Annotated in this window: 17 protein-coding genes; 9 read left to right on the top strand and 8 right to left on the bottom strand. The window is 46.4% G+C overall.

The genetic code is table 11. The annotated features are described in order from the left end of the window. Positions 1 to 83 precede the first annotated feature (83 nt). Positions 84 to 1,484, top strand: coding sequence for a Na+/H+ antiporter NhaC (nhaC, locus tag FC26_RS09550; protein WP_057780016.1), 1,401 nt, complete (start codon positions 84 to 86; stop codon positions 1,482 to 1,484). Positions 1,485 to 1,874: 390 nt separating this feature from the next. Further along, a complete protein-coding gene (locus tag FC26_RS09545) occupies positions 1,875 to 3,725 on the top strand; it encodes a sensor domain-containing diguanylate cyclase (protein WP_057780014.1) in 1,851 nt (616 codons plus the stop codon). A 375-nt stretch (positions 3,726 to 4,100) separates the two neighbouring features. Here FC26_RS09545 and FC26_RS09540 read toward each other — a convergent pair whose 3' ends face one another. Next, positions 4,101 to 4,979 (bottom strand): DMT family transporter, encoded by an 879-nt coding sequence (locus tag FC26_RS09540; protein WP_083483814.1) that lies wholly within the window; start codon positions 4,977 to 4,979, stop codon positions 4,101 to 4,103. Beyond that, positions 4,976 to 5,455 carry a YbaK/EbsC family protein gene (locus tag FC26_RS09535; RefSeq protein WP_057780010.1) on the bottom strand — a complete coding sequence of 160 codons (480 nt, stop codon included), beginning with the start codon at positions 5,453 to 5,455 and terminating at the stop codon, positions 4,976 to 4,978. Before FC26_RS09535 ends, FC26_RS09540 begins: the two co-directional genes overlap by 4 nt. Before the next feature lie 126 nt (positions 5,456 to 5,581). Here FC26_RS09535 and FC26_RS09530 point away from each other — a divergent pair, with 126 nt between their 5' ends. The 5 genes from FC26_RS09530 (at position 5,582) to FC26_RS09510 (ending at position 9,368) form a co-directional block, all read left to right on the top strand. Continuing rightward, a complete protein-coding gene (locus tag FC26_RS09530) occupies positions 5,582 to 6,451 on the top strand; it encodes a LysR family transcriptional regulator (RefSeq protein WP_057780007.1) in 870 nt (289 codons plus the stop codon). 67 nt (positions 6,452 to 6,518) lie between these two features. Beyond that, positions 6,519 to 6,980, top strand: a complete 462-nt coding sequence (locus FC26_RS09525) for a MarR family winged helix-turn-helix transcriptional regulator (protein ID WP_057780006.1) — start codon at positions 6,519 to 6,521, stop codon at positions 6,978 to 6,980. A gap of 136 nt (positions 6,981 to 7,116) precedes the next feature. Then, positions 7,117 to 8,019, top strand: a complete 903-nt coding sequence (locus FC26_RS09520; protein WP_057780004.1) for a quinone oxidoreductase family protein — start codon at positions 7,117 to 7,119, stop codon at positions 8,017 to 8,019. A 19-nt stretch (positions 8,020 to 8,038) separates the two neighbouring features. Then, on the top strand, positions 8,039 to 8,566 hold the full coding sequence (locus FC26_RS09515; protein WP_057780002.1) for an LbetaH domain-containing protein: 528 nt from the start codon (positions 8,039 to 8,041) through the stop codon (positions 8,564 to 8,566). A gap of 127 nt (positions 8,567 to 8,693) precedes the next feature. Further along, a complete protein-coding gene (locus FC26_RS09510; protein WP_191978890.1) occupies positions 8,694 to 9,368 on the top strand; it encodes a YoaK family protein in 675 nt (224 codons plus the stop codon). Positions 9,369 to 9,460: 92 nt separating this feature from the next. Here the strand turns inward: FC26_RS09510 and FC26_RS09505 are convergent, their stop codons facing one another. The 4 genes from FC26_RS09505 to FC26_RS09490 all read right to left on the bottom strand — a co-directional run bounded on the left by FC26_RS09505 (position 9,461) and on the right by FC26_RS09490 (position 12,355). Beyond that, on the bottom strand, positions 9,461 to 10,408 hold the full coding sequence (locus FC26_RS09505) for an alpha/beta hydrolase (protein ID WP_057779998.1): 948 nt from the start codon (positions 10,406 to 10,408) through the stop codon (positions 9,461 to 9,463). Positions 10,409 to 10,470: 62 nt separating this feature from the next. Further along, positions 10,471 to 10,773, bottom strand: coding sequence for an ArsR/SmtB family transcription factor (locus FC26_RS09500; RefSeq protein WP_057779995.1), 303 nt, complete (start codon positions 10,771 to 10,773; stop codon positions 10,471 to 10,473). A gap of 82 nt (positions 10,774 to 10,855) precedes the next feature. Continuing rightward, entirely contained in the window at positions 10,856 to 11,446 is a 591-nt protein-coding gene (locus tag FC26_RS09495; RefSeq protein ID WP_057779993.1) for a pentapeptide repeat-containing protein, read from the bottom strand. A 48-nt stretch (positions 11,447 to 11,494) separates the two neighbouring features. Continuing rightward, positions 11,495 to 12,355 (bottom strand): GRP family sugar transporter, encoded by an 861-nt coding sequence (locus FC26_RS09490; protein ID WP_420835226.1) that lies wholly within the window; start codon positions 12,353 to 12,355, stop codon positions 11,495 to 11,497. A 243-nt stretch (positions 12,356 to 12,598) separates the two neighbouring features. Here FC26_RS09490 and FC26_RS09485 point away from each other — a divergent pair, with 243 nt between their 5' ends. Next, positions 12,599 to 13,144, top strand: coding sequence for a DUF1697 domain-containing protein (locus FC26_RS09485; RefSeq protein WP_057779989.1), 546 nt, complete (start codon positions 12,599 to 12,601; stop codon positions 13,142 to 13,144). Positions 13,145 to 13,282: 138 nt separating this feature from the next. Beyond that, complete coding sequence (locus FC26_RS09475; protein WP_338045569.1) at positions 13,283 to 14,188, top strand: LysR family transcriptional regulator; 906 nt, start codon at positions 13,283 to 13,285, stop codon at positions 14,186 to 14,188. Here the strand turns inward: FC26_RS09475 and FC26_RS09470 are convergent. Both FC26_RS09470 and FC26_RS09465 read right to left on the bottom strand, forming a co-directional pair. Further along, complete coding sequence (locus FC26_RS09470) at positions 14,172 to 14,900, bottom strand: DUF554 domain-containing protein (protein WP_057779984.1); 729 nt, start codon at positions 14,898 to 14,900, stop codon at positions 14,172 to 14,174. The genes FC26_RS09475 and FC26_RS09470 overlap by 17 nt on opposite strands. Positions 14,901 to 15,066: 166 nt before the next feature. Beyond that, positions 15,067 to 15,714 (bottom strand): TetR/AcrR family transcriptional regulator, encoded by a 648-nt coding sequence (locus tag FC26_RS09465; RefSeq protein WP_057779982.1) that lies wholly within the window; start codon positions 15,712 to 15,714, stop codon positions 15,067 to 15,069. Positions 15,715 to 15,717 lie beyond the last annotated feature (3 nt).

Raw genomic sequence — 15,717 nt, 5'->3', positions numbered from 1 at the left:
TAGTCTAATCGTCCCTATTGCATTTAATTGCGATAGGGACGATTTTTATATACCCAAATTTAGAGAAACGGAGTTCATTAGTTATGCAAAAGATTAAGTTAAGTTTACGTGAGGCGACGATTGTCCTAATTGTCATTTTGGCCATCATGGGCTACGGGGTAATCGGATTAGGCCTTTCTCCACAGGTACCGGTGCTTCTTGCGATTACCGTCACCATTTTTTGGGCCAAGTTTAAGGGTCTCACTTGGGACAATATCAATGCCGGCATCAAAGATGGGATTGATAAGGGGATCATCCCCATTGTGATCTTCATCTTGATCGGGTCCATGATCAGTACTTGGATTGCCGCCGGCACAATTCCCACCTTGATGGTAATTGGGTTTAAGGCCATCAGCGCTCAGTGGTTTCTTCCCGCCGTCTTTCTCGTGTGCGCCCTTGTTGGTGCGGCCGTCGGAAGCTGTTTCACCGTTGTTTCAACGGTTGGGATCGCCTTTTTCGGCATTGGTATTACCATGAATTTTAACCCCGCACTGGTGGCCGGCTGTATTGTGGCTGGGGGAATCTTTGGTGATAAACTCTCGCCCCTGTCCGAAACCAACAACCTATCCGCCGCGGTAGTCGACACCGATTTATTCGCCCACATGAAGACCATTCTCTGGTCCACAATTCCAGCCGCCACCATCTCAACCATCGCCTTTGCGGCTCTCGGCATCGGCCACAACCATGCTAATATGGCAAAGATTAACACCACCGTGGCCGCCCTCAATCAGAACTTCAACATTTCAATTATCGCTTTAATTCCGATCATTCTAGTATTCGTTTGTGCCGCCTTTAAGATGGCTGCCATTCCAACGATGCTGCTCAACGTCTTCGTTTCCGCAATCATGATGTTTTTTGATAATCCACATTTATCCATCACCAAAGCCAGTGCCATTATCACCAATGGCTTCGTTGCCAAAACAACCAATGACGAGGTAAATCTGCTTTTATCGCGAGGCGGAATCGTTAGCATGATGCCGACCGTGGCCCTGATCGTGCTGACCCTCTCGCTTGGGGGCCTGCTCGTCAACTTCGGTCTCATTAGTGCCGTGATGATCCCTCTGGCCACGAAACTAACTAGCACGGTTAAACTGATCAGCGCCGCCCTCGCCGCCTGCATCGGGATCAACATTTTTGTCGGTGAACAATTTCTTTCGATCATCCTTCCTGGCCGCTCCTTCAAGGAAACCTTTATTGCTGGTGGCCTTGATCGTTCCGCATTAGGACGGGTGCTCGAAGATGGCGGTACGATGATCAACTACCTCGTGCCATGGGGCGTCGGCGGGGTTTTCATCGCCAACACCTTAGGCGTGCCCACCATCGACTACCTTCCATTCGCCTTCTTTAACCTATTGTGCCCCGTAATTTCACTATTGAGTGGAATCACCGGAATCGGCTTGCATAAGCTAGCTGCCACTCCTGAATCCGCCACGGTAGCCGAATAACATGTAACTTTAGTAAATGCTGATCGTTATAACGATCATGTTATCTAATGATCAAAATCGATTCGTTTGATAACCATTAACGCCCTATTATGGGTTAATAACTCATTTAATATGAATTCAATGTCAGCTTTATAAAACGCCGCAGCTCATACTATCATTGAGCTACGGCGTTTTTATCATCAACTTATTAATTAAAAAAATATGAGATATTTATGAGCGCAAGGTCTTTTCACCTTGTGTTAACTGGTCTACAATTGTTGTATTCTTAAATCTTTAACTTTTTAATGGATACTATTAAAAAGTTAGCCGGTTTAATTAGTTCACTGGGAGAACTGGATGCGCATTGTACAATGCTGAATAGTGCGCTGTTAGTTGGGGGATTACTTAATAATGGATATGAGTTACATGAAATTTGCGCAATCACCATTGATCGTTTGGATTGTACAACTGGTGATTGCTTGTTTTTTTACCGCCGGTTACCTTAGTTTCTCTACCGGGCTGTGGCAAAATGCCTTTCATAATACGATCATCAGTCGGCGCCGTAAGGTCTTCAGTCGAATCGCCATTACCGTTACGGCGCTGGGAATCGGTAGCATTTTACATTTTATCGGCTACGTTGTCGGCAACAACGCCGTTATGTACCATAACATTGGCTTGTTCATCTTAGTTTTGTCACTCTTTGATGACGGGATCAATATCGGAGAATACTTAATCCGCGCAGTTTGGATTGCCATGATTGTCTCCATGCACTACATGGGCGCCTTTGAAAGTTGGCGCTACCTGATTGGCATGGTCGGGGTCTTGGTGGTCGCCGCCATCATCGGCCTGTGGCAAAAGCAGCTCCACTACAACGCGGCGGGCTTTTTAGGAACCACGCTGGCCGCTGGCATCGTGTTTTGGTTAACCATTCCCTACCACTCGGCGGGAATGATGGTTACCCCACTGCTTCGCTTTGAAGCGCTAATCATGTACGCGATTATGGCCGTATTCACCTTTCGTTATCAAAAAGATACGCATACTAAAATCATCGAAAACCGGCGCATTGAAAAAATGGTCAACTACGACGCGCTCACAGACGTCCAAAACTACGCCAGCTACCAACATGAAATTACCGATATTTTTCAAAACGCGAAACTAGACCATACCCCCCTCACCTTTGTGGCGATCGACATTGACCATTTCAAACAGGTTAACGATAACTACGGCCACTTAGCGGGCAACAACGTCCTAGTGGGCTTCGCCAAATTAATTAGCGACGTCTTGGATGAAGAAAAGCTTAATTTTCGACTTTATCGAACCGGTGGCGAAGAATTCATCCTCGTGTTTCTCGATCACACACCACAAGATGTCACCGCAGTCCTGCGTAACTGTATTGATACCGTCCGTAAATCCCACTTTGAATTTGATAATCAGCGCATCGACATTACAATTTCCGTGGGGGTCACGCAAATTATTGCGACCGATCAAGACGTCGAGGACCTGTACAAACGGGCCGATGAAAATCTCTACCGATCCAAACGGGCGGGCCGTGACTCGATTACCATCGAAGGACGGGTACTGCCTAAGTTCAACTCAGAGGCCGAGATCTTAAACACCCATACCTTTTTTGTTCAGCACGTCGTCAACGTTCCCGACCACACGCTCTTTCGTAATGAGCTGTTACTACGGCGCTATGATCAGAGCCACGAACGGTGGGTCCTCCCGCCCAGCTTTGATATTTCGGTCGATACCCAAATTGACCTCATGAAGCGGGTGCTACAAACCAATCCCGAGCACAAGCTGAGCATCAACCTCACCATGTCGCAATTCGCAGATTCCGCCATTGCCCATAAATTAGTCGCATTCAACCAGTCGGCTGACGGGCCTAACGTGCTCGTCGTCGAAATTATTGAAGTTCCCAATCTCGCCACCATGCGCGCCATCAGCCAAATTTATCATGACGGCGGCGTCTACATCGAAATCGACGACGTGGGTTCTGATAATTCGTACGAACTCGTTAAGGATATTTTGCCGTACGTGACCGGCGTTAAATTCGCGATCCAAAATCTCCGTAAGGACAACGATACCGAACAAATGAACGAACGGATCCGGTTCTGGCATGACATCGCGGTCGATCAAAACCTCTTCTTTATCTTGGAAGGGGTCGAAACTGAACAGGATATGCAAACCGTTAATGAACTCGGTATTAAGTATGTTCAGGGTTACTTTTTTGGCAAGCCCCACCTGCCTCAAGTTTCTTAATGGCTTTCGATTGACATCCCCCGACAACCGGTGTATCTTTGAGCCAATCAAAAAAGGAGGTGATGCTTTTTGGCAAATGGAAATTGTCTTAAGGCATCAGCTACGGACCGGATGGCTAACTAGCTGATACCGAAAAGAGAGGGCCTGGTGAAATTGAAATCACCAGGCTTTTTGTGTCTCCTCTGCACTTTTACGATATAAAACCACTGTGTCAGTCCACCAATAAAAATGGGATTTGAAATCGAATAATCGGTTTCAAATCCCATTTAATTTCTCCAGATCACAGCCATTAGACCTAGTTCGATGAAGCGCAGAAGTATCTGCTACCACGCTACCGTCCTAGCATAACGCTTGAAGCGCGCTTAAAGTAAAGGCTTAATTTTGATGGATAGCTGGCCGATGAATCTTAACCAGTTCAGAAACCATGACACTGAAGAAAATTAACGCGGCCCCCAGCCATTGACGAGTAGTCATAATTTCGTGCAGCATCAAGTACGCAAACAACGCCGAAAAAATTGGTTCCAGCGTATAAATCAAACTCACCGTTGCCGGTGGTAAATAGTGTTGCACCTTGGTTTGGGCGACAAATCCAAAGGCACTACAGATCAGACCAAGCGCCAAAATTGCTCCCCATTGGCCAACCGTCGTCGGTAACTGGACACCATCGACCAACGCGCCTAACGCCAGGCCCTCCACACCGGCCACGCCCAGTTGCCAAACACTGACAGTCAGCGTTGCTAATTGGCGCTGGGCCAGTCGGCCGGAATACATAATATAGACTGCGTAGAGAATCGAACATCCTAAACAAAATAGCGCCCCACCGCTAAACTTAAGCCCGCCACCGTTCATCACCAGCAGGTACAATCCGACCATGACGACGAGAATGGTCATGATCGTCATCGGCCGCGGCCATGTCCGGTGAATGAGCGCTTCTAATACAGCCACAAATACCGTCGTCGTACTCATCAAAAATCCAGCGGTCGAAGCATCCGTGGTTTCTAGCCCCAGCATAATAAGGGCAAACATACTAAACAGCATCGTTCCCATAATGAGACTGACCCGCCATTCTGCCTTCGTCGGCCACCGTAAGACCCGAAAAAAGACGATGATTGTGGCCAGAAAAGCCGTGCCAAACCGCCACCCAACTAACGATAGTGGTCCGACCCCGGTGAGTGCTAGTTTCATCCACATGTACGACGCGCCCCAAGCTGCGGTCACGATCAACATCAGCCAGAAGGCACTCCTGCGGCTCATTGCTGTCCCTCAGAATCCTTGACCACATCCACCCACTGACGCGGATGGGCGTACTGTTCAAGCTCGCCCAGACTCAATTTAATGGCAGTATTCGCCGTGCCGGCGGCTGGGTAAACAATTTCATCGGCTTTCAAGCTCTCGTCCAAATAAACGTCCACCCCTTCTTGAAGTGCAAACGGGCACACGCCGCCAGCTGGATGACCAATTGTCTGTTCCAGAACATCGCGCTGAACCATGTGCGGTTTTTCGCCAAACATGGCCTTAAACTTCGGATTAGAAACCCGTGCGTTGCCGGCCGTTACCACGACCACAGCGCGTTGTTTTAATTTAAACGCCATCGTTTTCGCAATTTGTCGTGCTTTGACGTGCAAAACGGCCGCCGCTTCATCGACCGTGGCCGTGGACTCATCAAACTTAGTAATTCGATCTTGCAAATTAAACTGCTGAAAATAGTGTGTAACTTTTGCTAATGACATATGTAGGAACTCCTTCTAAAAGTAATAATTATGTATTTCCCAGTATGCTATACTCAGTTAAATAAGTGAAGATGAAAATACTGAACTATAAAATAAGATTATCTTATATTATTGGGAGGATCGCTAATGAATAAGTACGCTATTTTTCTAAAAATCATCGAACTGGGAAGTCTCTCCAAGGCAGCCACCTTTCTAAACTATTCGCAATCGGCCGTCAGCCAAGCGGTCAACGCCTTGGAAAAAGAGATGGGGATGACCCTCTTAAATCGCAACCACCACGGTGTTTCACTAACATCCGACGGGTCCCAATTACTCCCCTATATCCAACAGCTCGCCACCGCTTTTCAGCAACTCAATGATCAGGCCGCCCGCCTGACTGGCCTGACAACTGGCCTAGTCCGCATTGGCACCTTTTCCAGCGTCTCAACCGCTGTTTTGGCTCCCCTCATGCAGCAACTCAAACAAGCTTATCCCCATATCAGCTTAGAATTACTCACTGGTGACTACTCCGAGATTGAATCGTGGATTCTTGCTGGTACCGTCGACTTTGGCTTTGTCGCGCTGCCAACCAAAAAAGCTCTCACCACCATCCCCTTTATTGATGATGACATGCTCGCCATCGTTCCCAGTGATAGTCCACTCAGCCACTACACCAGCCTCCCCCTCGCACGGTTTGAAGAGCACCCCGTCATCATGCTCACCGAGGGCGAAAAACGGGGTGTACTGGAACTGTTCAAGCAGCACCATATCCACGCCGATATTCAATACATTACCCAAGACGATTACACCATCATGGCGATGGTCGAAAATCACCTTGGAATCAGCGTTCTCGGCGAAATGATCACGCGACGCACCAATTACCATATTCAAACGGTCCCCCTTGATCCACCATTAACCCGCCATATTTCAATTGCCTTCAGCCAACGCAAGCAACTATCCATTGCCGCTAACGAGGTCGTTCAATTTCTTAAACGCCACGCACCCGCCGCACAATAATGTTGAATTGGAAACAAACCTCTGCTATGCTAGCTTCAGTCATTACACCAAAAGGAGCTCATTTATTATGGATGCCCAGCAACAATTTCGTACCAGTCTAACGACCCTCCTCGATAAAATCACACTGCTCAGTAAGTCCCAACTTGAAACTCAGCTCAAGGGATTTAAGCCCGCCGAGGTGCACACCATCGAATTCATCGGGAAACATCAGGACGTCAACGTCACCAAAATTGCCGATGCCATGTTTGTAACGCGCGGAGCCGTCAGTAAGCTCACCAAGCGATTGATGGCTCGCGAACTCATCGAACGCTACCAGAAACCCGATAATAAAAAAGAAATCTACTTTCGGCTTACCCCTCAGGGACGGGGCGTGTTCCTGACGCATGAACAACTCGATCAAGAATTTCAGCAACGAGATCAACCTGTTTTCGACCAAACCGATCCCGTTCAGTTACAGACAGTCCTCGCCTTTTTAGACCGTTATAACCAACATCTCGATCATGAAATTGAACAGCACCACCTTCAATAATGGTAACCAGGATCATCAACTTTGATCATCCTGGTTATTTTTTTAAGTATTTTTTGTTGACATGGAAACATTATATGATAATATTGTTTCCAGAGAAACAAACTAATCAATTTTTTACTTTCAAAAGGAGACCCCTATGCTTGCCATTATGCAAACCAATTTTAACGGTATCGACGGCTTAGTCTACCGCGATATCCCACAGCCCAAGCTTACAAACCACGGCGTTCTAATTAAAGTAACGACTTTACCCGTCGTACCAACTGACTGGAAACGTGAAACCAACGCCCATGCCACCAGCGAACAACTCACCAGCCTGCCACGAACGATTGGTATCGGTGCCGTAGGTCAGGTCGTCGCTGTTGGTCGCGACCGTGATGCGGCCTTGCTGCACCATCGCGTCCTAGTCATGAATCCCACTGGTTCGTACAGCGCATATCTGCTATCCGAAAATCCAGCTTTTATTTTTCCACTCCCAGATGATGTAAGTGATGAAAGTGCGGCGGCACTAACTGCCGGACCCGGAACGGCCCTCGCCCTTAAAGAAGCCATTGAGCAACATTCTGCAACCAACATCATCATTACTGGGGCCAATTCGGTTATCGGCCTGTACTTACTACAAATGCTCCGTCCAACCACGCATCATCTGTACCCAGTTGTCTCGCCTAGTAGTCAAGCTTACTTCCATGAACAACTACCAGCGCTCACGAGTTATACGCCTGAAACATTGCCGCAGCTCGACGATCCCTTAATCATCGACATCGCTGGTAGTTCCGCGTTGCTAGACGCCATCACCACGCACTGTGGTCATGCCAGTATCGTTTCCATCGCGCTCATGACTTATGATTCCCACACACCATTCCAATTTGTTCACGAAAAGTTTGATCCTGCCCATTATCAAACTTTTATTCGCCAACTCGCTACCCATGACCTCATTGCACCAATTGATCGTATTTTTCCCGTCACTCAAACTAAGGAAGCTCAACACTATGCACACGATTCACACAGTCGTGGTCGCGTGCTGGTAACCTTTAACCACTAACCTTGAAAGGATGATTTATATGTCAGAGTTCAACACACTGTTCCACCAAAACTGTTTCGATCCCGATCCCGCCGTTCGTCAGCAAGCTGCTACCCGCTTAGAACACGATTATGGCTGTGAAATCAACTGCGTTCACATCGACCCATCCGTCATGTTTGCGCATCATGCGAAGGGATGTATCATTGCGGCTGCCAAAATCGATACCGGCACCGTGATTTACCAAAACGTCACCATCGGTTCAAACATGAAGTTCAACAAGATCACCAACCAATGGGAAAACCTGGGTAATCCCGTCATTGGTCCTAACGTCGTCATCTCGGATGGCGCGAAGGTACTGGGTCCAATCATTATCGGGGCTAATTCCGTCATCGGTGCCGGTGCCATCATCACCAAGGACGTCCCCGCCAACAGCGTAGCCTACGGGGTCAACCGCATTAAGCCAAAAGATGACACCTACGATCTCGTCTTTCACAATCCAATGCCAACCCCCGACGCCATCATTACCGCCTGCGAAGCTCTCATCGCTAAATCCGAAACTGCAAACTAGGTGCCACCGCCGGCCTTATTCAACTCAATGCGCCCGTAACGTAGATCACATTGCCCCGAGCATGCTTTAGTGCATCCCAATTATGCCAGTGTTATAGTGGTACAATAACGTTTCAGGAGGAATTCTGATGAATCAATCTATGCCAATTTACGAAAAAACGTCATTCGGGGCACTGCTCACCATGGCCGCTGGCGGCATTGATGCGTACTCGTATCTCTTTCATGGTGAAGTCTTTGCCGGACTACAAACCGGGAACTTAATTTTGCTGGGTGTTAACTTGGGCCAAGGCGACTTTAGTACCAGTCTTCATTATGTTATTTCTATTTTAGCCTTTTTTGTGGGAACGATCCTCATTCGCCTATGGCAAAGGCAGCCCCGTTTCACGCAACCCGATCCCGTTCGAAAACAGTGGGTGCTGGCCTATGAAAGCGGCCTGCTACTTCTGACCGCACTGGTAGCCAACTTGGTGCCTAGCGTACTAGTGACCGTCCTGTTGTCCTTTGCTGCGGCGGCAGAGCTGCAAGAGTTTCGTCGCCTCAATGGCGGTCCATTCACACCACTGATGATGACCGGCAACCTGCGGACATTAGCTGAAACAACCATTGATGCACTTGTCTATCACGATTCTCAGGCGCTTCAAAAATTGAAGGCCACTGGTGCAATCATGCTAACTTTTGGCCTCGGGGCCTGTTTAATTGCCCTTACTGCTCCCTGGCTACATCTTTTGAGTATCCTAGTTCCGGCCGCAATTTTATTATGTGCATGGATGATGCTAATCGGGCATCATTCTTATAATCGCTAATTTTGCGATCAATCAAAAAGCTGTCGCCATTTCACTTTGAAATGACGGCAGTTTTTTTGACAATCTTTCGTGCGGATTCTCCGAAGCCCGTTCTATCCATTTTGATTAGCTTGAATGAAGTGCAATGTCGCTTCGTGCAACTTCGCCAGTGCGGGGGCTTCTACCGGATAGTGCCCGCCATCTGGCAAAATAACCTGATCGACTTTTACATGTTGTAGCCGAGCCAAAAATGGGGTGCTCAATTCTAACGGTGTCCACCGATCCATCCCTGGCTGGGTCAGAATAACGGGACAAACATCAAAATTTTCCGGCTCCATATCGGGGACATAGTTCATATAACTATCCAAAAAAGCATAGGGAACTCGAGCACTTGCCGAGGTAGTATCAGCCATCAATTCCGCCTGACATCCCGGTTGATTGCACAGTGCTGACATCAATGAACACGTCGCCATCTTAATTGTCTGCGACCCCAATCCCAATTGCACCGACAAATGAGCTAACGGTGTCCCATAACGGCCCCAAAAGACATTATGAGCTGTTCGGTTTCGAACGCGTTGATCTCGTTGATCTAAAAACGTCATGCCGATAATACCAGCAACATGCCGATTTTTGGCTGCCACATGATAGGTTTCCATTCCACCAGCAGATAGCCCGTAAAGAAAAATCGGCCGATCATCACGCTGCCGTTCGTAATCAACATAATCGCTGCCCAATTGCACCCAATCGGCGTAGGTCACTGGATCATGCTGATTAATCACCGACATTCCATACAATGGCATATCGATCGAAACCACTTCTAATCCGTCTTGCGCAAGTGGACTACCTAAGATCGTCGACATCTGCCGGCCATTAGTCCCAACACCATGCAGTAAAATAATTTTAACTGGCGCATCTGGATTTCGAAATGTATCTAGATGAATTTGATTCTTATGCCATTCCCAGAATGCTTCAACCGGTTTCGTGGTCGGGTTGAATTGGTAATTCTTTGGTAAATAAGCTGCAATTTTGCCCCAAGCGGCATTATTTTGATAGGTTTTCATTGTTAATTCCTTTCTACGAGTTTAAACGTGTGAACGTATTGATTTTAAGTTAAGGACATCTATTACGAGATGTCCTTTTCGAGTGATGCCACTAATCGACGTAATAACTCTAGCGATGGTGACAAATTGACAGTGTAGTATCTTTCTTTTCCCCGCTGCTCAACACGCACCAGTTGATGGTCAAGCATCAATTTTAGGTGGTGCGATACGGCCGGCCGTGATAATTCTAGCGATGCGGCCAGTTCAGAAACGCTGAGATCGGGATGATCAAACAAAATATTCAAGATTTCAAGGCGGCGGTGATCCTGCAATAGATTAAAAACCGGCGCACATTCTTGCATTAATTTAACTGTGGTTTGACTCATGAGGAGGCCTCCCTTGAGTGTTGTTGAACGTCCATGCGTTTATATTAATGGACGCGTTCAAACTTGTCAACACGTTTTTTTACTAGTCCACAACTTCCATCCCAATCAGGGCCACAAACAAGGCTGCCTGATAAGCATTAATCTTGCACCCCCGTAGGAGCGCCGGCGTAACCATTAAGTCGCTAAATTGACTATCTGCCAAATTAATTCCAGTCATTGCAGTTCCCGTAAAATCGGTCTGATCGATCTCCGAGTGATCAAATACGAGTCCTTTTTTGACGGTCACTTCTTGAAAATAAGATGCGATCATGTGACTATGGTTGAATTGACAGTTAGTTAATCGAGAACCCGAAACATTAAAATAGTCGGTTTTACACGCTTCTACCACGACCTGTTTCCAGTCATTATTACTAAAATCAACCCCCGTCAGCAAGCACGTTGTGAACCGGTTGTCGTAAAACACACAGTTGGCAAAATTGGTATTCGCTAATTCGCAGTTAATCCACTGGCAATCGACAAATTCTCCCGTACTAAAATCCTGTTGATCAAAGGTACATCCGCTTAATGTCACGTCCATCAAGCGAATCGGCCGATTAGAAAAAGTAAAATGGCAATTTTGATAGGTTTCATTTTCTTCGATTTGATCGAAGGCAAGCGTTTGATTTTCAATCACTGATTGGACCCCTTTAAATTCAAAATATGTTTCACGTGGAACTATCACTTAGAATAGCGATGTCGTAAATGCTCCTGCAATAATTAAGACTAATCCCAGCACCGTCAAGACCATCTCTCGGTGACTCTTATGCTCATGCATTACGAGCATCCCACCCAATGTTGAAATAACGACAGAAACTTGAGAAACAATAAAGGCAGTATTCACGCCATTATCGCGCACCGAAAAAATATATGATACGGCCGCAATCGAAAATACCAGACCACCGATTGCATTCAGGTAACTCGTTTTTTGCCTAAATGCATCGAGTTGATGACTAAAAATTAGATACACGATAACACCCAGACACATCCCCAAAGATTCAGGTAAAAAAATTGCCAATCCTGAGTTTTCTAACCCTTTAGGAATTGATTCATAAATACAATATCCAATTGTCGTAAACAATAACATGATGATTGTTCGTAAAATAACACCGCGACTGCCCTTACCATCCGATTGATCTGTGATTGACGTAAACCAGATACCGATGATTAACATTATAATGCCACAAACTCCGGCAATTCGTTGGACCGTTGTTGACCATTCACCAAAAATAAAAACACCAATTAATGCCGTTCCAATTAATTGGAATCCAGTTGAAATCGGCATAGTTCGGGAAATACCAATTTTTTGATAGCCAATATACTGGCCGACCTGCCCCATAATCCAAAAGGCCCCTGCGAGTAACGCCATGATAAAACTTTTAGCATCCGTTGTTGGATGCACAACCGCAAATACCCCAATACTAGCAATTAGTAGTCCGAGGGCCGTTCCAAAAATTTGGTTAGCGGGCCGACCACCAATTTTTGACACAATTGGTGGTAAAAGCCCCCATCCTAGCGCCGGTAATAGTAACATTAGTAAACTCAAATTAGGCATCTCCTGTTCCGCATTTTCACAATATTAGTCATTAGCATATGCGTTTTGCATAAAAATGTAAACGGATTCTAGCATAATTAGTCACTTTTTAAGTTACAGAATCAATTTTCCAAGCGTGCCCGTTCTATCTATCTAAATGAACACGCATACCCATTGTTGTGCACGCACAATATGACTATAATTCACAGTAACTTAAGGTGACTGCCACTGCAGTTGCCGGAATCGAGGCAAGCTATGGACTACCTATTATTACTACGCGGGGTGAACGTCGGCGGCAACAGTCGTGTCGTTATGGCCGACCTGCGCGCCCAGCTCGCGGCGGCGGGAGCCACCAACGTGCAAAGTTACATCAACAGCGGTAACGTGCTCTTCACCAGCACCCACCCCGACGTCATGCAACAGGTTGCCCAGGTGCTGACCGCCAACTACGACTGGCCCGTTAGCTTTACCGTCATCCCCAGTGCCACCTACCGGTCACTCGTAGCCGCCGCACCCGACTGGTGGGGTGCCCCCGGTGACATTCGCCACAACGCGCTGTTCAAGCTACCGGGATACCAACCCGAGTACAACGCGCTGATCCAGGCCAAGGCGACGGCGTACGACCAGATTACCATCACCCCGCACGTTATCTTCTGGAGTTCGCCACAAAAAGTCAATTACTCCCGCGCGCTCTACGCCAAAATGTTACCGGAACCGTACTACAAGCTCGTCAGCATTCGTAACCGCAACACGACCATCAAGTTGGCGGCACTGCTGGCCCAGCGGACGGCGACCGAATGATGACATTGACGTTAATATGCCCAAAGCAGCCCGCTATTTAGAATTATTACCGAGAAAAGCTTGATGCATACCTTCTACGCCAACACCACTTTTCACTAAAATAAATAGGTTATAATGAATGCTATATGGAGGTGACCCATTATCGATACCGGTAAAATCAAAACATTTATCGACCTCGCCCACACCCTGAACTATACCGAAACCGCGGAAAATTTGTTTATCACTCAAGCAACCGTTTCTAAGCATATTCAATCCCTAGAAAAGGGGCTCGACACCCAACTTTTTTCGCGTGAACATCGTCAAATTACGCTCACCGAGGCCGGACAACTCGCACTACCACTCGCTCAGAAAATAATTGCGGATGAGCAACAATTATTAACCCAACTCCAACAACACAAAAAAGATGAACAGCTCACCCTAAATATTCGGGCTATTCCGTCCATCTCTCGTTATCAAGTTTTTAATTTAATGCCCGCGTTCCAAAAGGCTTATCCTAAAATTAATCTCACCTTTGCGGAAGACGAAGGGCAAGGACTCATCAACGCACTTGATCAGAAACGAGCTGACATTATTTTTCTGCGGCTGTTCACACCACTACCGGACCAATATGAAGTTCTGCTCAGTGCCACCGATCAGTTTGTGGTCGTCCTTCCCAAAACGCATCCCCTAGCTCAAAAGGAAACCATCAACATAACAGAGTTAAAAAATGATCCTTTCTTACTGCTCGATGAACTGACCCAATTGTACGATCCAATCCTTGCAATGGCTCAACAGGCCGGTTTTTCGCCGAAAATTAGTTACAAAGGAAAGCGGATTGACCTAATTCTCGATATGATCAATCGCAACATGGGTGTTTCCATTATGATGGAAAAATCAATGGATCTTTACGACTTCCCGTCCGTTGTCATGCGACCACTCGAAGAGACCGTTACAAGCACCCTCGCATTTGTGAAACGCAAAGATCATCATACAACAGCGACCCAACTATTCTGGGATTTTTGCCAACAACATCAGCCTCAAGATAATCCTATAACAGAGGCATGATCCAAGTCGTCCACATCCAACTAATAGGCATAATCAGAATCATCGCTGGAATCATATCTGCAGTTGGAAACATTTTAACCTTAATCATGCGAAATCCGGTTGCGAGCATCAGCAATCCACCGACCGCTTTAAAATCTAAAATCATTGCGGGAGTCGTCAATGGGTAAACGTATCCCGCGATGCCAAACAAGACGCCAAAAATGATAAACTGGGGCACCGCGATAACGGACACCACGTATCCTAGATTAGTCGCAAAAATCGCTGCGGTGAAAAAATCTAACACAGATTTTGAAATCAAAATCGATGTATCACCCGTCATTCCTTCCGTTAGTGACCCGTAAATTCCCGTTCCACTAGCACAAAATAGGACAATCACAGTTACGAGTTCGGCACTGAATTCGATATCTGACATTAACGTATTCGTATTTTTGATGACCTTTGAAATTCCTCGTTGCATCACCATCGCACCGTTATTGACATGTTTTTCAAGGTGAATGACCAGTCCCAAAACGGTCCCGATAATGGTCGCAAAAATGACGGCTGCCAGATTTTTCATTGGGGCAATTGCGTATACCCCCATCGCCATCGAACAGGCACCAAAAATCATGTTAATATTCGTTTTAAAGTCGTCGCTCATATATTTTCCACCGATCGCACCGAAAATTCCTCCGAATAAGATCGATAACGAATTGACAATTACACCAATTGGCATGCTTTGTTCCTCCTCTTTCTCAATACGATTAATTTTACAGAGCGACCTAAGTCGGAACAATTCAGTTATTGGCACAACCTATTCCAAATTGGAAAATAGTAATCACTCAAAAAGCTCACCGTTTATGGTGAGCTTTTTTGAGGCACAATGTTTCACGTGAAACACCTTATTCTTCAGTACTGATAGCATGCACAACAATCGTTTCAATCAAAGCCAGATCTGCGGCCTCATCGGCGGCGACAAATGGCAATAACTTTTCTCGCTGGAAAAAGTAGGTCAATAATTGCCCCCCAATGGTTCGAAAAACCGCCATTGGCGTCATTCCAGACCGTAAAGTTCCAATTTGTGTCAGCTTAGCATAAATGACTTCTAGAAATTGTGGTTCCGTTTGCTGGGCAAATTGGATAAACAGCGTCCGTACTTCCGCATTAGTAATGATTTCATTGAAGAAAATCATGATGGCTTCCGAATTTTGCTTTAAAAATTCGTACCGGTTGTTGATGAAAAAATGAACCATTTGCCGAATAGTCGGTTCAGTAGGAATGGCATCCAAAAAATCATCCTTATAATCCGGCAGCAAATTATTTACAAACGGAATCATGATGGCCCTTAGCAAATCATCCTTTGTTTTGAAATACTTAAAAATAGTTGCCTGACTGACACCGGCTTGTTTGGCAATCTCCATCGTGGCCGTGCCGTCATAACCGTTCTTCGCAAATAGATCCAGTGCCGCCAGCAGTGCAGCTCGTTTGCCCTTTGGCATTTTTTGTTCATTGAGCCAATCCTTATAGCTCGCAAAAATTTCCTGTTTCATGTG

This window comes from Paucilactobacillus vaccinostercus DSM 20634, from assembly GCF_001436295.1.
Classification (GTDB): Bacteria; Bacillota; Bacilli; order Lactobacillales; family Lactobacillaceae; genus Paucilactobacillus; species Paucilactobacillus vaccinostercus.
The sequence above is the reverse complement of the archived record's forward strand: the minus strand, read 5'-3'. Positions and strand labels throughout refer to the sequence as shown.